Genomic DNA, 18,592 nt, shown 5'->3' on the forward strand with positions numbered 1-18,592 from the left:
ACGACACCGAAGATCCTGCACCTACCCGACACCGTCTGGATCAACCGACCAGCCCAGGACACCACCCAGGAGACCGACACGACAGCCGCTTAACACCCGCTGGACTCATCCACCTTGAAAAATTCCGCCCCGGTGAAGTAGCACCTGTCGGGTGTTCAGACTCTGAACACCCGACAGGTCGATAAGGGTGCATCCCTCACCGGCACGGTTGCGCCACTACCCCCGGATCAACCCGCCTCCGAAGGAGAGCACCGACACGAACAAGCAGCCTGACCAGTCTCACCAGGTTTGACAGACATTCCGGTTCCAGGCCAGCGAGCGTTCCACCAGCCATCAGAATGTCTGGGGCGTCGGGTTCTGATAATCGATCGCGGTGGCGTGGCTGCGGATGCTGGGGCCTGGTACCCAGTGCCCTGGCTCTACTTCCCAGGTGTCATCGGACAGTCTGTGCAGTCGTTCCGGTTGATAGACATCCGGGCCCGGGACCAGCGGGCACATTTCTACGTACATCGGGCCGTTGTAGTGGGCCGGCAGAAGTTGCCGAGCTTCTTTGGTGCCCCCGGAATCCGAACACGTAGCGACCACCGTTACCTCATAGGAGGTGTTGGTATCGTCTCGGCAGGTCAGCCAGTCGCATGAGACGCCTGGTGCGAGGTCTTGCGCCGAAGCCGCTGGAGCAAACGAGGCAAGCGACACGCAAGTCATACCGGCTATCGCAGCCAGGTGCGCAACAAATCGATAGTTCATCGGATCCACCCCCATGGAAAATTCATATCCGAACCCGAGGCTAGCGACCATATCGTTGGCAGCGCAACATCTTTTAGCGCCTGTGAAGAGGCTGCTCGCATCGGCTTTATAACGCTCTGATCTGCGGAATCTGTTGGGGCCGACGGCGAAGGCCCGAGCTCCATCGCGCGAGAGCGGCTTCACCCGCGAATACATCGCGAAGATCCGCGACGGGAAAGGCCCCTCGGCCTGACGCACCGCAGTGTCGGACTTGCCCGGCCCGTTCCCCGAATTCGCTCCACACCTGTTGTGGGAGTGGAGGGTTCGAAGCACGGATTCGCCGGTACATGTGGAAGACATGATCAACTAAAACGAGTACAGCGCCGACGAAATGACCTGGACCTGCCACGGGTGCCGACGCGCGTTCATGACCGGCTGGGACGAGGAACTCTAGGCCGGTACCGGGCTGCCCGAGGCCACCATCGTCACCGATGACAGCGACGAACCGCGGTTCTACTGCCAGGACTGCGTCGAGGCCGGACGTGCCGACGCGTGGATCGATATCTGCTGACCCGTACGACAGACTCTCGCGGACCTATCGCGTGAAATGCATTGAAGGCGCGCCCCGCCGGGGGGCGCGCCTTCAGCACGTTCTTCCGTCGTCCCGTTTCGGGTCTCCGGTCCCGTTCCGGGCGTGGTTTGTGCCCATGTCGGGCTAGGCTTCAAGCCTCTACTCGCGCGAAGAGTCTTCCGGGCTTCGAGCCCGATTCAAGGATCAACCCGCCCTCGGTGCGTTCTGCTAGATGCGGGGCGGATCGACTCGGGCGCACCATCATTCGATGGGTGACTACGACGCCATCAACGAACATAACGCCGCCCGGGCCCACGCGGAGGACTGGCCGGAGCTGACCGGGAGCCCGGATCAGGTGCGGTGGGCAATCACCGTGCGCCAGAACAAAATTGACGAGTTCGACGCCGGGCAGACCCCTGAGCCCGAGCGTGGACGGATGCGGGCGGTGCTGCTGCGTGAGACGCGGGCCGCGGTGTGGCTCGACAACCGCGCTCATCCGTGGGGAGTGGTGTGGCTGGCTAACCTCACCGAGGCCGAGCGCGCCGCCCTACTTCCCTGACCGATTTGCCCTGTTCGGTAATCATCTTGCACGTATCGGAAAGCCGCTCGAAAATTGTTCCAGGAGACCGGGAAACGCGTCTCCGCAACAGCCTGGTGAATCCAGGCTCCGAACAATTTCATAGGAGATCCCATGATGGAATGGCACAGCTTCCGGTTGGAGCTGCCATCCAACACCCCCTTCGCCCGCGTGGAGCAGATCGCCCTGGAACAGGTCATCTTCCCGCACATGGCGCGCACCGGTAAGAACAGCTACGCCGATCTGGGCGTGCGCGGCAGGGTCAGCGGCTCGGCCGGGATGAGCACGTTCACCGGTGAGTACCTGCTGTAGTCGCACGGAAGCCCCCGAGCGCTCTCGGGGGCTTCCGTGCGCGTGGTTCAGGCGGCGTGAGGGGTGTTCTCGAATTGTTCGATGTCTTCGCCGGTGATGGTCTCCACCAGCGCGCACCCGAGTAGCTCGGCCACTGGTGGGGTGACGGCGTTGCCGTAGCCGCGGGCTTGGGTTGTCTTGTCGCCCAGGGCTTTGTGCGCGGCAGGGAAGGCCATGCCGTTGCGGATCTCGCCGCAGTCGAGCATCCGGAAGGTGCACTCTTCCAGGACCGCGTCCAGGCCCGCACCGACCAGCGCGTAGCGCTCGCGGGTGGGCAGAGTTCCGAGCGGGTGCGTCTGGGCTGGGCGGGCGACACCGGTGCGGTAGTACGGCACCAGCAGATGCTGGACCTCACGGGGATCGGTGTCGGGGTGTTGGACCAGGCCGTGGTGGATGCCGCTGGCGGCGAAGGTCGCCAGCGGCTTGTCGAGTTCGTGCGCGGACTTCTTGCTGCCGCCCCCGCGCATGGTGGTGATGAACGGGGGGACGACCAGGGCGTCGGTTTCGCGGGTGGTGCGGGTCGGCATCGGCTGATCGATCCCGGTCGCGGCGGTGCGCCAGGTGCCGCCGGCGGGCTGCAGGAACGGGGTGCCCGTGCTCGCGTAGCGGGCCAGCCCGATCCGGATCCGGGTCAGGGTGGAGTCCTCCAAGGGCTTGCGGCGCTCACCGATCTTGGCCCCCGGCGGCAGGGTCCAGTCGATAGCGGTGGCGGCCGGAGCCACGAAGGGCTCGACGATCTGGTTTCGGCATCGCACGTGCGGGCACCGGTACACGTACTGTCCATATTTGCCGTAGCGGCCCATATCGACCCCGGCCTGTTTGAAGGACTGCACCGCGGCGACTTCCTGGTCGCAGGTGTCGCAGTACGCGTTCGGGCGTAGCCGCTTGTCCCAATCCGGTTGGCGGCCCAGGGCTTTGAGCCAGTAGGCGACGTAGAGCCGGTCCCTGCTCTGCGGGGCGCGGCGGCATCGGCGTGGCATCGCGTGCATGGAGTTGAACGCGATGACGCGGGTCTCGTAGCCCAGCCGTTGATCTGAGCATCACGACAACCCTTCGATGTGAACAAAATTCGCGAACAAAGTTCACGTTAGGGGTGACGAATCCGTGCTGTCAACTATGTTCGCGAACAAAGTTGTGCCATGCTGGCGATCATGACCGAAACCACCGGCCACGGCCCCGCGCTGCGCGCCAAGAGAGCGGCCTACGACCTCGCCCGCGCCAAACTGTTCGCCGAGATCTCCGCCGCCCTGGCCGACGGGGAAGGCCCGAGCTCGATCGCGCGCGAGAGCGGCTTCACCCGCGAGTACATCGCCAAGATCCGCGACGGCAAAGGTCCTCGGGACTCGTGAGCCCCCACCCGATTCCCTCTGATCGGGAACCCTTGGCATGCGGAACGGCCCGGAGCGGGCGCTCCGGGCCGTTCCGCATCTACCGCGTGAATTGAGAACTAGAAGGCGTTGAACCCCTCTTTAAAGCCCTCTTTGACCGCTTCGACAAGTAGGCGGCCCGCGGTGTACACGAAGAGGTCTTTGGCGATCTCGCGGCGGGCATCCGGCTTGGGTTCGGGTGCCGGTGCGATAGTGATGATGTTGTAGTGCACTGGATTTCCTTCGGCTGGCGGTCCCTGCCGGGTGACTCGGACCGTGACACTAATCAGCTTTTCCGGCCCACTTAGAGATGTTGCAGTATCTAAGTTGAAACGACTGATTCGGACCAGAAGGTGTTGGAAGACAACACATTTGATGCAAATCGCACTTGAAGTCCGCGGGCTCCACCGAACGTTTCCCGCGTCATGGAACCGGTTCGGGTCCGCATGCGTCCAATCGAATGTGACCGAGCGGGCGAAAGTCGTTGAGCTGTGGCCGAGTTCGAGTAGCGCTACAGATCGGTGGAACGCAGCCCGGCTACGCATGCGGCTGCAGTTGACCTACGGCCGTACCTCCGAACGCCGGCGGGCCCGCATCCTCGCCCGCCGGGCCGCGAACAAGTAGAGGCGACCATCAGGTTCGAGGCTTCGGACGCGAGAGCGCCCGGGCGGGCACCCACTGCCGGGTTTCGATCCGGCCCCGCCCGTCCGCGGTCGGGATCGCGAACAGGGTCAACCCGATCCACGAGGCGTCGGTCCTTGAGCCCACGCGTACAGCAGGCCCGGGGTGGTGCGCGCCAGATCCAGGGCTCCGGGCCTTGACCCGCAACGGGACCTTGTCGCGGCGGAACGCGCCCGCCCGAAATCCGCTGCCCGGCATGCACGGTCCGGAACAACATCAATGGCTACGGCGCGCGTGGCCGCAGTGTCGCGGTCGACGGACAAGCTCGATCTGTTCGTCGTCGGTTTCGACAACGTGGTCTATACCCAGGCCTGGCCGGTCGCACCGGGCGGCGACTGGGGACCCGGCTGGCGCCAGATCCCGGGCCGCAGCCTCACGGTCGCGCTCCCCACCATCAGTCTGAAGACCGAGATACTGTTCACCGGCTGGACCCTCACCGTCGAGGGAGCACACTTCCGGCCGAACGCCACTGTCGAGGTCTCGTACTCAGTCGGAAACACCGAAGACGGACCCACAACGACAGCATTTGGCACCGACACCGTGACAGTCGATGCCGCGGGCGAGCTCTTCCACAAAATCGACATCAACCTGGCAGGAGGGCGTATCGACCAGGGCGCGGTCACAGTCACCGACCCCGTCACCGGCGATAAGGCATCGGCCCGGCTCACCTGAAACAAATCGTTCCTGGGACTGACCGTTGCCGGCCGAGCCCGGGTTCACCAAAGTCGACGCGCGGGCCTGTCGGGTCAGAACGCGATTTCGACTGCGGACCGCAGCCAGCTCGCCAGTCCGGCGCTGATCATTTCCAGTGCGGCTTCCTCGGTGGGCGCGGCCGCGCCGGTGATGATCACCAGTCCGCGCCCGTCGATCTGTCGCTCGGCGACCAGTTGATACCAGCTGGGTTTCGCACACCAGGCCGCCGGTGTGGAGGACCTCCGGACCGGGGGCGATGATCTGCACGCTGCTGCGCTGGGTGTCGATCACGACGCGCCAGCCCGGCACGGGGGCTGCGTCGAAATCGAGATCGGTCATCGGCCGCGCCCCGCGCGCGCGGACCGCGGATTCGAGTGCGTCACCGGAGACGAGCACGCCATCCGCGGCGATCTGGGCGACCCGAAAGCGGACGAGCAGCATCAGCACTGGTTCGCCGGCGATGATCCCCGTCAGTACCTCGGCGTCGTCGATCTCGGCGGGGCCGGGTTCTCCCGGCCCAATCGCGTAGTCAGGAATCCGCACGTGCTCGAGGGTATCGGCGAAACATCCACCCACGCTGAGCTTTTGCCATGGACAGCATCCGCCCGCGCGGGTCCTCGCTACGCGTGGATGGCCGCAGTCCCCGGGTTGTGTCCGGTTGGGCGGCCTGCCGCGTCAGAACTGGTTGAGCCAGTTCAACGCTCGGGTCGTAGCGAGGTCGCAATGCTCATCGGAGTAGATGGCAGGCCATTCGATGCCGTACTCGTCGATGCGACCGCGGATTTCGGCGGGCTCGATGAGCTGGGCTTCGATGAGCGCACGGACGAATTCGTGGTCTTTGGGGCGGCCCGCGATGCTCTTGGCAACGCACAGGTCGATGGGGTCCAGGCATAACCCCTGGTGAGAGAAATCAGCGTCCGGTTTGCGGACCTCGAAGCGAACGAGCCTGTTGTCCCACTGGTGGGGCAGGATCACGGTGTCCTTGTGCACGGCCTCGACGTAGATGCCGTACTCGTGGTGGAACGGCGAGTCCTCACCGACGAAGGTTTCGAGGACGTTGAACCGGTGTTCGAGCTGTTCTTCGGTGAGGTCGCCGTTGAAGTAGCGCCAGGGGATCATGTCGACTTCCCGGGAGCGGGAGGCCTCTTCGGGCAGCTGGTCTTCATCGAAGGAACCGAGGATGGATTGGGATCCGAAGATGACGACGTGCGGTTCTTCCAGGCAGGTACACGCAGTTCGGATCGCCTGAGTGAATTGTTCGCGATTCACGCAGCGATCGGTGTCCGTCGGCGTGTGGCTGTCCTGTGGGTGGCAAGCATCTGGTTGCTGAGCTTGCTCAAAACCTGGCGCCGCTCCTGCTCGCTGAGCAGGATGCCGAGCGGGGACAGGCTGCGCAGCAGCTGGCTGTCCGGGGTGTCCATGCCGGTGAGGCGACGCACCTTGTGGATATCGCCGGAGCGCAGCAGTTGCTCCCAGGTGGTGATGGCCTTGACCATGCTCGGGCCGGTGACCTGGCTGCGGATGCTGTCCAGGTTGCTCAGCACCCGGGGGGTGTTGAGCGGCAGGTGCTCGCGCTCGATCTTGTTCAAGACGCGCTCGGTCATCAGCTTGTGCCGGACGTCTTTGCGGGTCATCACAGACATCACGGCCCCTTTCTGCTGGTGACGGCGGTACGACAGGTACCCCATTGTGGCATATAAAGCACGTGAAGCGTGCTTTATATGCCCACCCCAAAAGATGGCTCTACCCGGGTGACCGCGGCCGGGGCATGTTTGCCCTCACCAGCCGAACAGGCCCGGAACTGACCGGCGGTTCATCGGATGGCGAGGGTCCGCCCACTGATCAGCTGTTCGATGGCCTCGTCGGCAGTGCAAGAGCTTGCGGCGTCGGTCAGGGTATGGCCGAGGTCGTAGAGCAGTGACACTGCTTGCTGGGCGGTCCGGCGGCGTTTGTCCTCGGTGCCTACCCACACGATATGGCAGGTCAGCGCTCGATCTTTGCGGCGGATCCGGAACTCGATGTCGCCGTAGCTCATCTCGGGCGGCAGACCGTCATTGTCGCGGTTGGGAACGTGGACTCGCAGCCCGATCGCGGTCATGCGCGCTTCGAGGTGGGCGCGGTTCTCGGCGGCGGTGATGAGCTCGAGGGTGACCGGCCGGGACCAGAATCGTTCGGCTGCTCGCGCGATCTCGTTGCGGCTCAGGCCGTGGGCGTGGCTTTCGAGCATGGCCCGGTAGACGGCGTCGTCGGCGTCGTCCTTCCTGTCGAAGGCGTCTTCGAGGCCGGCGTCGGCGTACATGCCCAGCAGCAGACTGCCCCATGTTCCAGGCCGGGGTGCGTCGTCGTTCTCATCGAGGGCGGTTACCAGGCCCGCGCTCGGTGTCCAGGTCGCGATCCAGGTCAGCTCGGAGACTTTCCTGGTCACACTCTGCTCGTTGACGGGTGTCCAAGCGCCCCGGTGCCATTGCCGCGCGAGGTGCTCGGCCTCGCCCAGGTGCCGGAAGATGAATTCCCCGAGCGGCCACGCGCAACGGTCGCTGGCGCGGCTGAGATAGACCATGCCCGCTGGGTCTTCCCAGAATCGAACGGCGCTCTCCATGCGGCACAGTATGCGGTCAATAATTTGACCGGTCAAATTATTGACCGCATACTGTGGGTCGGGAATCGGGGTACTGGTAAGGACCTGTATTCGACTGGTCTGTATTCCTCCGACTCACTCCGTTGAGTCGCGACTGGTTTCCCGGGTGGAGTAGGTTGTCCAGCTTCCACCGGCCTCGGCCCAAATTCGGTTCATATGGTTGGCGGAGAAGCCGAGGGCGTCGGCGACGACGGGTGCCGGGGCCTGGAGAACGAGTTGGCGGAGTGTCGCCGATTTGGTGGCCTGAGCGGGCAGGTCGAGATCGTCGCGGAGATGCCCGAGCAGCGTGTTGAAGTGCACTGGCTGCCCAGTGCGGCGGCCGGGAAGGCGAAGATTCGGAACGCCCTCGTCGCCGAAGAGGACGAATCGCACCTCCCGCACCCGGGTCTCGGCGCCGCGCGCCACGCACGGTCTCTACGGCGATGCGGGCGCCGTTGTCCATGGGCTAGCCATGCACGCCGGTGGAGATGGCCAGGAACGCCATGGCGTCCACCCCGCGCCCTGAGTTCGTCTGCCACGCACAAGGATTCGCGGTAGTAGGAAGCCAGCAACGCGGAGCGGTCCTCGGTCGCCGACCACACAGTTGCCCGAAGGCGCCCAATAAGTTGCCCCCAGTCGGAGCCGTTCCGGTGGGGATTTGCGCGCTCGGCGCGAGGTGTCCCGTACCCCGCAGATTCAAGCGGCACGCGGCGATGGCCCGGAATGGCCAGCACTGCGACTGGCGTCCAGCGCGGGCGCAGTCGCTGACCAATATCAACCCGTCCAACGCTCGGCCCGGCAGTGGTCCTAATCCCCGGCGGTAGCGGCTGGTCATGTGGGTGTGGGTGGCTCGGCGGCGTGATGCATGACGGCGTGCCACCACGATTCGAGCCGACTCAGATCCGGCCAGCGCACCACTGGCACATCCTCATCGGAACCGCTGGTGATCGGGCCCGCGAAGTTGAATGCTGTCCTGCATACCGGCCTCGACGTACACGGCCGGTGGGGATCTATTTCTTCTTCACGTAGTAGTCGGGCGCGTCGTCGGTTTCGGTGGGGAGCGGCGGGAACAGTTGATTTGGGTCGGGTGGGGCGTTGTGCTCGTCGAACCAGTCCGGTTTTTCTGGTGGAGGTTCGTAGTTGCGCCAGGTCACGAAGTGGGTGATCCACTGCGCGGTCGCGGCCACGACCGCGGCCCACGTGTCGGGGTCTTGGAGCAACGCCGACGTCTCGCGACGGGTGCAGACGACGCTGCTGGGGTAGCCAAGGGAGGCTAGGCCGATCGGCAGTCCATCGTCGGCGGCGGCAAGGTCGATGTCGATGGTCGCGCCGAATTTGAGGGGCGTCGGCAGGTTCAGGGTGACCGCCACGACGGTGGCGCAGTCGTAGCCGGTCTCGGTGTTCTCGACGTAGGTGTAGAGGATCCAGGCGCCGTCGGCGAACCGGCATGCGAAATCGGCGGAGTGCACGACAAACGCGCCGGTGTCGCTGCGGCCGGAGAGTTGCCGACGAGGCGCGGGCAGCGTGAAGCGCATCTCACCGGGTAGCACGCTATAGGTGTGCCGCTCGCGGTCGGCAGTCGACTCGGTGCACATCTGCTGAACGGCCCACACCACATCCGAGGTGGTGAGCCTGCGCCCTAGGCGGATCTGCGGATCCGAGGCGGTGGTATCGCGTTCGCCGAGAAGTTCGACGCCGCCGCGCCCGTCTGGTGACGTGAACACCGTGACGTGCGAGCCGGACACGGCATTGACCGGGGTGACCGACCCCATCCCCGCGATCAGCGGCCCCTGCAGCTCGACGGTGTCCAACGGCGGATGCGGGTGGGTGAGGTAAGCAGGACTGTCCTGCTGCAGGCCGCCGCAGGACAGTTGAAGGGCCCAGACCGTCTGCTTCGCAGTGAGATACGGGAACACCGATACGGTCGTGAGGTCCCGGTCGGCGCGCACGCGCGCGGAAATCTGCGCCGGACCGGATCCGGAGTCGGCCCAGATCTCGACGAAGGCCCCGGCGCGTGTCTTCACCGATACCGCACGCCCGCAGGAAAACAATGGCACCGCCAGGTCCGGTGGCAAGGGGGGTTGATCGTCGATGACGTACACCGTCGTCGACGTCTCGAAAGTGCAAACCGCTTCCGTGACCTCCACGGCCGCGTCGGCGGGCAGCCGCGGAACCGGTATGTCCCAGCTGCTGCGGCCCGGTGGCACCTCGTACTGCAAGGTGGTCGTGCGCGAGGGCTCGGTGATCGTCACGGTCAAGGCGGCGCCGCCGCGCAGTGATTCGGCGTGTAGGAGCGCGGACCCGGCGCATGGTGGGGCGAGACTGATCGGTGGGGGTGGGGCAGCGGGTGCGATATCGGCGGCGGCAGGTTTGGATGGTGTCACATCCCGCGCTCTGCACTGCGGCATCTGCTGGGTCACTTCAATGTGATCACCTTGCGATGCAAAGGGTTTGGGTAACACGAACCAGAGCTGTTCGGAATCGAAGGTGGCCGAGCTGCTGGTTGCATCGGATTGCCGGGTGACGGTGACCTGCGCGCCGTCGATGACGCCACCGATCAGGACCGCGTTCTCGCAGCCGATCGGCAACGGGGCACCCACGACCGGAGGGGGCAGCTCGCCCGCGGGCAGAGGCCGGACACTGTCGGCGGTGATCGCGGGGACATCGGTGAGCAGCGGGAAGCCACTCGGTGCGGATTGCGTGGCTTGGATCGTCGCGCCGTGCTTGGGAAGCGGCGTGATCAAAACCATGCGAGCATCGCCGAAGGTGTCCGCCCGCGCGGTACCGGCGACTACGCCGCTGGAAAAGACAGTGACGACCGCACCCGGCGCTGCAGCCGCGACCCACACCGCGCGAGCGCACTCGTACAACCGGCTGCGGAACACCATCGGCGGCAACTGCAAGTGCGAGGTGGGAGCGGCGCTCACCACCACTGCCAACTCGTCCGGCGTCGGGTCGCTGATCTGTCCGTCCAACTCCTGCACAGCGACCAGCCGCTGCCCCGCGCGCAATACGACACCGGCATGAACCGGCACCTGATCGGCCCCGCCACCACTCACTGCGGAAGCCACGGGAGAGCCGTCAACCATCTGGACCGTGATCGTGGCGCCGGGCAGACAGCCTTCGACGAGCACGACCGGCATCCATTCCCCGATCGGCCCGACCACACCAGGAATTCCCAACCCCATCTGCGTACCCCACGTAGTCGCACAACTGCTCAGGCTGTTCGGCCGATGCCAGGTTTGAGCATGTCAATCATCTATCAATGCCTCGGCGATAGCGATCAGATTCGAAGAAACCGGTCCATTAGGCGTGGTGAGAAGGAAATGGGTGCCCAAAGCGTGCCGCCAACTCATCGCAGTCACCCCATCCTGCCTGACCAGCAGCTACGGCATATCCGCCCGAAATATTCGGCCGATGCTACGGCTACCCGGTAATGGTTCCCTCTTGAGTCCCTAGCCGGTGCGGCGGAGCAGCTGATCGCCCCCGATCAGGCCGCTACTCCGCCGAACCCCGGATTGCTCAGACGGAACTGCTACTGGAGCTTCACCTCGACGAGCTCATCGAGGTGGAAGTACAGGGCGTCGCGACTGTAACCGCGGTTCGCCTGCCGAGCGGCGAGGATCGGCTGGAACTTCTCCAGCATCGCCTGGTAGAAGGGGCAGCCATCGTCGCTGATCTCCTCCAGACGGGGGATGATCTCTTCCCACCGGTCGGTGCTAATCAGGTACCACGTGGCGGCTCTGTGGATTCTCGCGGCCATCGTCACCCTGCGCCTCATCGAGCCCGTGTACCGCGCCAAGACCGCACAGCATTACACCAGCGTCGCATTGATCGGGTTCGGGATCGAACTTATCAGGATCGGGATCGCGGGGATCATCTACGGCGACGTTCTTCTCGGGACCGGCTTTGCTGGGTTCGGGATCGCGTTGATCGAGTTCGGGATCGCGACGCTCGGTTGGGGAGTCGGAGAGCTTGCCGGCAGCCGTCCACGACCAGCACCCACACCGCGGCCGCGGCGCGGTCCTGATGCGAGGTCGGATCGAAAAGTACGCCACGCCTGAGGAATGAAGGCCTTCGTCATCGTGCCGTGGCGGCTCGGCGGGTGTCGCGGTCGAGATGATGTTGCAGCAACCCGGCCACGGCGTCGTCGACGGTGTTCCACAGTCCGGGGGTGATGAGCTGGTTGTGCTCGTCGTGGCCCTGCCATCGTCCCTTGCCGCTGGTCTTGGTCTGCCGCTGGATCGTTCCGAGGTAGGTGCCGTCGCGGTCGGTAACCCGGTAACCGCCCCACTCGGGGTCACGGGCGACCGTGACCAGCTCCCGCACCGGCTTTCCCGGGGTGGTCCAGCGGGCGCGACGCGAACCGGACGTGACAGGCCGGCGGGGTGCCGGGTCCGGTACGGGTGCCACCCGTGAGGCCGGTGCCACGGTGCCGGCCTGCTCTGTGGCAGGTGCTGAGGCTTGCGCGCCACGTGGCCGGGTCAGCAGCTGGTCGGACACGGCGGTATCGGGCAGCGGGCGCGTATCGACCGGCAGTGCGGGGGCGCTGGTCTGCAGGTAGGTGTAGACGGTGTCGCGAGAGATCCCGAAGGCCCGCGCGAGGGCGGTCTTACGCTCGCCCGCCGCCGCACGGGCACGCAGTTCACGGGCCTGCTCCTGGGAGAGGGCGGGTTTGCGGCCGGTGTAGACACCGCGGGCCTTGGCCTTGGCGATGCCTTCGCGCTGGCGCTCGCCGATCATGGCGCGTTCGAACTGCGCGACCGCGCCCATGATCGAGAGCATCAACTGCGCGATCGGGGAGTCCTCCCCGGTGAAGGTCAGCACCTCCTTGACGAATTCGACCCGTACCCCGCGGGCGGTGAGGTCCTGCACGAGGGTGAGCAGGTCGCCGAGGTTGCGGGCCAGGCGGTCCATGGAATGCACCACCACGGTGTCGCCCTCGCGGACGTACCCAAGCATGGCGGTGAGCTGGTCGCGGTCGGTGTCCTTGCCGGACATCTTGTCCGTGAACGTCTTGTCCACCGCGATGCCGTCGAGCTGGCGGGCGGTGTTCTGATCCACCGCGCTGACGCGGACATAGCCCACGCGCATTCCCTTGTGCGTCGACACGCGCTCTCCCTCGGCCAGAGTGTCGGAATATCTCTGGATCCTACCCGACATGTGTAGGGAAATGCGGATATCGACCCTATCCCGACATGTTGCGCCCCAGGTCGCCGCAATCGGCGCAGTGTCGGGTACGGGTTTACCCCAAATACGCACCCCATCCGCAGGATTTGAGTCCGTGAACCTCGCCGCATCTTGTTACCTGAAAATTCACATGTTTAATTTCGCTGTCTGTAAAATAAAACCTGCTATCGTCTGGCCAATAACAGAGTTCACCTGCGGCGGAACATGACATGGGGAGAAAGTATGAACAACACTGAGGTCGGCTTGGCGCTGATCGATTCGCGCTGCTCCGAGGAAGGCGGACTCACCCAGGCGAGCTTGCAGGAACTGCGTGAGGCACTCGGGTTCGGCCGACTCGGCAAGTGGGTGCTCGAAGAAATCAAGAAAGATCTCGAGAGCTATCGGCTCGGTTGGTTCCCGACCAACATCCTTGAACCGGAAATCAACGCTGAGCCCCGCCAGTGGCAGCAGGTGTGGATCTACCGCAAGGACGAAAGCCCGCTGGCTCGGGTACTCGACGCGGTCCTGACCGACAACGCCCCGGCTGACCGGGTACGGGCCACCCTCACCGGCATCCGGTTGTCCGACGAGGTCGGCTTAACCGCTGAGCAGAAACTTGAGCGCATCCGCCAAATCGTGGGCCCGAACTCAGCATAATGATCGACCTGCCCCCGAACATGCAGACACAAGGGGCTTTCCGGCACTACTTGTGAGAACCGCACCGGACTCGACACCGCGCTCACTGTGGTCATTCAGCAGGAATGCTCGACATCGGCTAACCCAAACTGACTGTGCTGCAACCCTTGTCACCCCAGACTGCTCAAGCGGCCCCTTTCTGGCGTATTCGGTTCACACCCCGAGGAGATCATCGCGCATATCGCCGAACGCTCCGTCGGGGAACTCACCGACGGAGCCGACCGTCAGCTCCCTGCCCCACCAGTGCCCTTGGATCCCGTGCCGGACTTCCGCTCACCCAACCCTGATGTCACCTGGGTCCCCGAGACGGCTCCTGAGAGCGCGATAGTGGACGAGGATCGCCGCGGGCGGTTCCTCAAGCTGCTGCACCGTCGGCCCGCCCGTGAGTGACCGGCGAAGTCGGCCCTTTCATTACGAGGGCCAGGCGTGCACGCTGATCACGCGAAAGCAGTTGGCTCGCGGTGTGGTGAGTGGAGCTGACCGAGTCGGCACTGTCGTCGCTGTTGTCGTCGGCCGGTGTCGTCAACGCGACACTGCTCCCGAACGCCCTGCAGTGCTGATTGTGTGATGGTTGCATCACACGAAATGTCGGCGCGCGTGTTGGGTGACTCGGTAGCTACCGCGGGGCTGGGGCGGCCGGAACCTGTTGCGGTACAGAATGTCCGCGTTCATTGCCTGCGAATGGCAGCCCGTGCCCCGGCGTCTCACAGCGAATGGCTTCAGGCCCGAAAAGCACTGCGGTCGAACCGGTTCGCCGCCAGCCGACCAATCTCTAACCCGCGCGAATACGTTCGGTCAGCTACTACCGAACAAGCCGCCACCCCAACCTCCACCCCAACCTCCACTACCCCAGTCACCACTACCCCAACCTCCACTACCCCAGTCACCACTACCCCAACCATCGACCAAGCCACCGCCACCCCAGTCATCAGTGCCCGAACCATCGACCAAGCCACCGCCACCCCGGTCATCAGTGACCCAGCCGCCGCCACCCAACGGGTAAGCGTCCTCCACCACACCGGGCACGGGCGTCGGCACAGCCATGGCAGGAACCGCCGCCGTCATAGGAACAACTATCGCGGCTCCAACGAGGGCGGCCCTCGCGAGCGGCCGGCATGTGGCAGTTCGGCGCGTCTTGTTAGCCATCGTTATTACCTTCTTCCGGCGAGTTCTCTACGGGACCCGGCCAGACGATTGTCGAGTCCATTGACATTCCCCGACACGTTTGATAATAAGCCCGCACCGTATACCGCGCGCATCCAGTTCGCTCGGGGACTGTTCTTCTCCCTGCTTCCTGGAGCGAGACAATTGGGCCTATGAGGAGGCGGGGAGTTGCCATCGTGAGGAGCTCCGGGCTCCGAGATGGTGACACCGGTGATCGAGTCGGCTGCCTTCGGGCTCCGCGGCTGGATGCGCCGGCCGATTCTCATCGGAGGTCAGGACGGCCGACCGAGCCAGGCGCCTGAGCTGTCCTCGCTCTTCCGATCCTGTCCGTTGCGTGAAGTGCCGCAATGGGATTCCCGGCGGTGTGTGCTCGTCGTCGACGCGCCGACGCTCCCGGCGGGACGGAGCGTGCGGAGTCCCGCCGGTGTGCGGCGTGGCGTGGCGGCGGCGCGCACGCGCCGCCCTTGACGACTGCGCGACCGCGGCCGGCGAGGCGTTGGATCGGCTCGGTATCGGGGGTAGTGGTGCAACTGCGCGAGATCCGGCGGTTGCGGTCGCTGCCGCAGATAATTCACCGAGTCGAGTGCCTGCGCGGAACGCATAGCCCCAGGTCGCGCACCGTGCTACCGCAGATAATGCCGGAATTATCTGCGGTAGAGGCTTAGCGCCGGATCCCGGGCGAATGTTCTGGACCACTCGAATCATGCTGTCCCACAGCACATTTGGACCGAAGCGCCGGATTCCGGCCAGATGCGCCACTACTGCCAAGAACGCCTATAACTGGGTAGGACTCGGAGACGGCGGCACGCTGTCCGATGACGCGCTGAACCAGATGCTGAGCCCACTTGTTGTCCGCCCTCACGACAGGGAATGGGTTCAATACCCGGATGGTTCCTGGCGCGCCCGATAGCGCCAGGCTCGAGCCGGTCGCGTCATGCGCAACAACACACTCGCGCTCATCGGTAGATCAGTGCGTTCGCCGGCCGGAGCCGCGGCGTCCCGACCGAGCGATCAGCGGCAGTAGCGGACGTTCGACTCCACGTGAAGGATTCGGCGTGCTGAAGCCAATGTCTTTGTGTGACTGGTCAGAACGGCGGGTCAGTCAGGGCGACCGCCCAGATCTCACCCTTTTCATGGCGGGACCCGCGACCGCGGGTGCTGGTGGGGCCTCGCCAGCGGTTGGTTTCCTCGTCCAGAACGAGGTGTGGCTGGTCGAGGATTCCCTGGGTCCAGCGGCGGAGCCATTCGGTGAAGCCGAACTCCTCGCGATACAGTGCCGTCTCAAGGTCCTCGATATATGGTTCGCCGTCGGCCTCGTTGTGATCGATGATGTTGGGTTCGAAGCCCCACATTCGGTACTCGCCGTCACTGACGTCGATGAATGAGACTACGTTGCAACCCCACTCGCAGATCGGAACAAGCGAGGTGAACTGCGGCTGCAAGGATTCCGGCCAACCGTGACACCGTGACACCCATTCCTCAGCGACAGTGCCGCCGCCTGGGTACCCGTGAGTGGTACGACTGCCTCGCAGACCGAGAATCCCCCTGTTGGGACCGAATCCACCATTGCCGAGTTCGAGATAGCATCGCCGCAACAGGTTCGGCAATCGTGCACCGATCACCGATTCGCATTCGAGAACGGCGGTCAGAGGAGCCGGTGTCGGTGTTGGGAGCGGGCGCAGGTACCCGCCCGCTAGGGCCACGCGGTATTGCGGGGTGCCGCGGTAGTAGTCGAACTGGTTGTGCCCGAGGCGAGGTTCTGCTGTTATCTCGCCAAGATGGGTGAGGATGCGGGGCTCATCGACTCGATAGTCGACGTATTCACCGGCCTCGAACAGGGCGGATACAGCCTCGAAAACCTGGTCGTCATCGTCGGACACTCAGCCAGTATGCCGCCGAGGACGGACATCCTGAATTCGGCAGAAGCGGATGCTGTGCGCCGCAGTCGGTCTCACCTGTCCCACGGCTTGGCCTGGCCGGACCGTCAGCGCTGTCCACGCATGAAACTCGGAAGTCCGTCGGAATCATTGTCATCGCATGCCCTGCACCCCCAACTCGGTGAATCAGGGTCGACAATGCAACCGCCCCGAATGATCTCGCCACGTTCGACTTCCAGCATTGCGGGGTACGACAGCAGGCCGTACACGATCGGTGTCATCGGCGCCTGACATGCCGCACACGCTGGGCGTTCGGGTTCTGTACGACTCATGCGACCACTGTGCTGTCGGGCACGGTGCCGTGATGGAGGGATTCACGATATTCGGCATGTGCGTGCACTCGCCGGACGCGCCCGCGCGGCCCGGTTCCGAACGCCCGGGTCGCGGCATTTCCGTACGTTCGGAGGTGAACCGAGCACCGTTCCGGTTAGGAACGACCGGCCTGGTTCAGTAGTTCTATAGCCTTCTTGATCTCCGGCATATCGGGAACCGTTGCTACATAACCACACTGTCGGATGTGCTGTAGAAAGCTCGTTTGCACTGGCACACCGTACTCAAGAAGGTAGTAGCCGATCGCTTTGGGCCATATCCATGTTCCATCGGTTCGAAAATGCATTGGAACAGCTCTGCCCCGGTTCGGATCGATGAGATCGAGAGATTTTCTACCTGTCATCATCACCATCCCCCCGCCATCGAGAAACTGTTGAATCCTCTGTCGCTCTTGCGGATCCGGCACGGTCGTCCGCTCGGTGGAGAGAACAGGCTTGCCCAGCGGATCGATCCCGTCGAAGGTGTTAGCGAAGTTCATGGCTTCGATCCTGTCGTTCTTCTCGGTTTGTCGCTCGCAGCCACACTCGCGGTGGGTGACCTTCGACCACGGACGGCACAGTCGAGGTCGACGTCCGGCAATCGCGCTAGCGAACCTGGACACGCACCCCATCGAAGACCAGACCACCGATGGGGTCATGGGTGTCCTTGTCCCACACAACAACCGATCGATTACCACGCAGATCCCCAATTCGATGCGGCAGATATCAGCCACTGTCACACCGTAATACGTGCCAACGACAGATTCGATCGACCGCATCGAATGCTCGGCAATCGGCATTATGGTGCGTTCGTCGACCATCAAACCGGTGCGATCAGCAGGCCGGACCCACGCAACCGGCGACGGATCGCAGTTACCGGGCCTGGGGCTCGCCCACCGCGGGCCCGATCACGACCTGTGCAAGCAACCCCGGCAGATCGATACCCAGATGCCGGGTCACCTCACACAACGCGTTATCCAGCGCCACCCGCGTGGACCCCGGCCGCGGATGCAGCCGCAAAACACTGTCCGCTTGGCGGATTTCGACGGGACAGACCTTCTCACCGCGAGCACACCCGGCGACCGGCCGCGGTACACCGATGACGACATGGGCCTCGCCACCGCAGCGGCCGACCCGGCCACTGATGAATATCTGCACTCCACTCCCCCTCAACCGATTACAGGACCGCTCGATAGTTCGACGCCGCACGCGACACGGATTGGATCCGGCTGTCGTAGTCACCGCCCTACCTGACAGCCACCGATCCAGAAGTCCCTACAACCGAGGAAACCAGCCACCCGGGCCCGTGGAAACCCGGCAGCCAGCCCGCTGCGCGGGCTGACTGCCCTGTCCACGACCGCGAAACTACGATCGAAAGATCAATCCGAACTCGATCGAGCCGGCACATCAACCCCGAGAAAGATCGAGGCTAGCTAGTGCCCAAGGATGACGGAGGAACCGTCGCGGTGGTCGATGATGTCGCCCACCAGGTGTGGGAATTATGCGACGGCACTCGCACCCCCGACCAGATCAAGGACCAGGTGTCACAGAGCATCGGATATCCAATCTCAGAGGTAGCCGAATTCGTAGAACAACTACGCCGCGTCGGCCTGATCACCCTCCTGGAATAGCCAGCCATATCAATACAACTCATCCATGCGCCGCACGTAATCCAACCAGCACCCTCTAATCGCCCCGGTTCGGCCGCGCACCTGGACCTTTGTGCTTCGATCCT

Annotated in this window: 18 protein-coding genes and 1 pseudogene; 7 read left to right on the forward strand and 12 right to left on the reverse strand. The window is 64.2% G+C overall.

Annotation, left to right across the window (positions count from 1 at the left end):
- Positions 1–1,565 precede the first annotated feature (1,565 nt).
- The gene (locus GFY24_RS38995) at positions 1,566–1,856 is read left to right on the forward strand and encodes a hypothetical protein (RefSeq protein ID WP_153810154.1); all 291 of its coding nucleotides are present in this window, start codon (positions 1,566–1,568) and stop codon (positions 1,854–1,856) included.
- Between the two features lie 132 nt (positions 1,857–1,988).
- The gene (locus GFY24_RS39000; protein ID WP_153810155.1) at positions 1,989–2,186 is read left to right on the forward strand and encodes a hypothetical protein; all 198 of its coding nucleotides are present in this window, start codon (positions 1,989–1,991) and stop codon (positions 2,184–2,186) included.
- Positions 2,187–2,233: 47 nt separating this feature from the next.
- Here GFY24_RS39000 and GFY24_RS39005 read toward each other — a convergent pair whose 3' ends face one another.
- Complete coding sequence (locus GFY24_RS39005) at positions 2,234–3,205, reverse strand: hypothetical protein (protein WP_153810156.1); 972 nt, start codon at positions 3,203–3,205, stop codon at positions 2,234–2,236.
- Between the two features lie 171 nt (positions 3,206–3,376).
- Between GFY24_RS39005 and GFY24_RS39010 the strand changes: the two genes are divergently transcribed.
- On the forward strand, positions 3,377–3,574 hold the full coding sequence (locus tag GFY24_RS39010; protein WP_228567100.1) for a hypothetical protein: 198 nt from the start codon (positions 3,377–3,379) through the stop codon (positions 3,572–3,574).
- Between the two features lie 98 nt (positions 3,575–3,672).
- Here GFY24_RS39010 and GFY24_RS39015 read toward each other — a convergent pair whose 3' ends face one another.
- Complete coding sequence (locus GFY24_RS39015) at positions 3,673–3,825, reverse strand: hypothetical protein (RefSeq protein ID WP_153810158.1); 153 nt, start codon at positions 3,823–3,825, stop codon at positions 3,673–3,675.
- Positions 3,826–4,492: 667 nt separating this feature from the next.
- On the opposite strand from GFY24_RS39015, the gene GFY24_RS39020 reads away from it, so the two are divergent.
- Positions 4,493–4,945 carry a hypothetical protein gene (locus GFY24_RS39020; RefSeq protein ID WP_153810159.1) on the forward strand — a complete coding sequence of 151 codons (453 nt, stop codon included), beginning with the start codon at positions 4,493–4,495 and terminating at the stop codon, positions 4,943–4,945.
- Positions 4,946–5,641: 696 nt separating this feature from the next.
- Here GFY24_RS39020 and GFY24_RS39025 read toward each other — a convergent pair.
- The 6 genes from GFY24_RS39025 to GFY24_RS39055 form a co-directional block, all read right to left on the reverse strand.
- Positions 5,642–6,235 (reverse strand): DUF6036 family nucleotidyltransferase, encoded by a 594-nt coding sequence (locus tag GFY24_RS39025; protein WP_309231882.1) that lies wholly within the window; start codon positions 6,233–6,235, stop codon positions 5,642–5,644.
- On the reverse strand, positions 6,232–6,609 hold the full coding sequence (locus tag GFY24_RS39030) for a hypothetical protein (protein WP_153810160.1): 378 nt from the start codon (positions 6,607–6,609) through the stop codon (positions 6,232–6,234). The genes GFY24_RS39025 and GFY24_RS39030 overlap by 4 nt, the downstream gene beginning before the upstream one ends.
- A 170-nt stretch (positions 6,610–6,779) precedes the next feature.
- Entirely contained in the window at positions 6,780–7,565 is a 786-nt protein-coding gene (locus tag GFY24_RS39035) for a hypothetical protein (protein ID WP_153810161.1), read from the reverse strand.
- Positions 7,566–7,679: 114 nt separating this feature from the next.
- Positions 7,680–8,009 (reverse strand): hypothetical protein, encoded by a 330-nt coding sequence (locus GFY24_RS42710; protein ID WP_228567101.1) that lies wholly within the window; start codon positions 8,007–8,009, stop codon positions 7,680–7,682.
- Between the two features lie 584 nt (positions 8,010–8,593).
- Positions 8,594–10,654, reverse strand: a complete 2,061-nt coding sequence (locus GFY24_RS39050) for a hypothetical protein (RefSeq protein ID WP_153810162.1) — start codon at positions 10,652–10,654, stop codon at positions 8,594–8,596.
- 464 nt (positions 10,655–11,118) lie between these two features.
- The gene (locus GFY24_RS39055; protein WP_153810163.1) at positions 11,119–11,352 is read right to left on the reverse strand and encodes a hypothetical protein; all 234 of its coding nucleotides are present in this window, start codon (positions 11,350–11,352) and stop codon (positions 11,119–11,121) included.
- A gap of 19 nt (positions 11,353–11,371) precedes the next feature.
- On the opposite strand from GFY24_RS39055, the gene GFY24_RS39060 reads away from it, so the two are divergent.
- Positions 11,372–11,647, forward strand: coding sequence for a hypothetical protein (locus tag GFY24_RS39060; RefSeq protein ID WP_153810164.1), 276 nt, complete (start codon positions 11,372–11,374; stop codon positions 11,645–11,647).
- 487 nt (positions 11,648–12,134) lie between these two features.
- Here the strand turns inward: GFY24_RS39060 and GFY24_RS42715 are convergent.
- Positions 12,135–12,677: pseudogene (locus GFY24_RS42715) on the reverse strand (recombinase family protein); the annotation flags it as partial.
- Positions 12,678–12,995: 318 nt separating this feature from the next.
- Here GFY24_RS42715 and GFY24_RS39070 point away from each other — a divergent pair.
- Positions 12,996–13,409, forward strand: coding sequence for a hypothetical protein (locus tag GFY24_RS39070; protein ID WP_153810165.1), 414 nt, complete (start codon positions 12,996–12,998; stop codon positions 13,407–13,409).
- A gap of 2,288 nt (positions 13,410–15,697) precedes the next feature.
- Here the strand turns inward: GFY24_RS39070 and GFY24_RS39075 are convergent.
- From GFY24_RS39075 to GFY24_RS39090, 3 genes are all read right to left on the reverse strand, one after another.
- Complete coding sequence (locus GFY24_RS39075) at positions 15,698–16,492, reverse strand: SMI1/KNR4 family protein (protein ID WP_153810166.1); 795 nt, start codon at positions 16,490–16,492, stop codon at positions 15,698–15,700.
- Positions 16,493–16,976: 484 nt separating this feature from the next.
- Positions 16,977–17,678 carry a hypothetical protein gene (locus GFY24_RS39085; RefSeq protein WP_153810167.1) on the reverse strand — a complete coding sequence of 234 codons (702 nt, stop codon included), beginning with the start codon at positions 17,676–17,678 and terminating at the stop codon, positions 16,977–16,979.
- A gap of 52 nt (positions 17,679–17,730) precedes the next feature.
- On the reverse strand, positions 17,731–18,015 hold the full coding sequence (locus GFY24_RS39090) for a hypothetical protein (protein WP_153810168.1): 285 nt from the start codon (positions 18,013–18,015) through the stop codon (positions 17,731–17,733).
- A 278-nt stretch (positions 18,016–18,293) separates the two neighbouring features.
- Here GFY24_RS39090 and GFY24_RS39095 point away from each other — a divergent pair, with 278 nt between their 5' ends.
- A complete protein-coding gene (locus tag GFY24_RS39095; RefSeq protein WP_153810169.1) occupies positions 18,294–18,488 on the forward strand; it encodes a PqqD family protein in 195 nt (64 codons plus the stop codon).
- Positions 18,489–18,592 lie beyond the last annotated feature (104 nt).

The organism is Nocardia sp. SYP-A9097, assembly GCF_009649815.1.
GTDB lineage: Bacteria > Actinomycetota > Actinomycetes > Mycobacteriales > Mycobacteriaceae > Nocardia.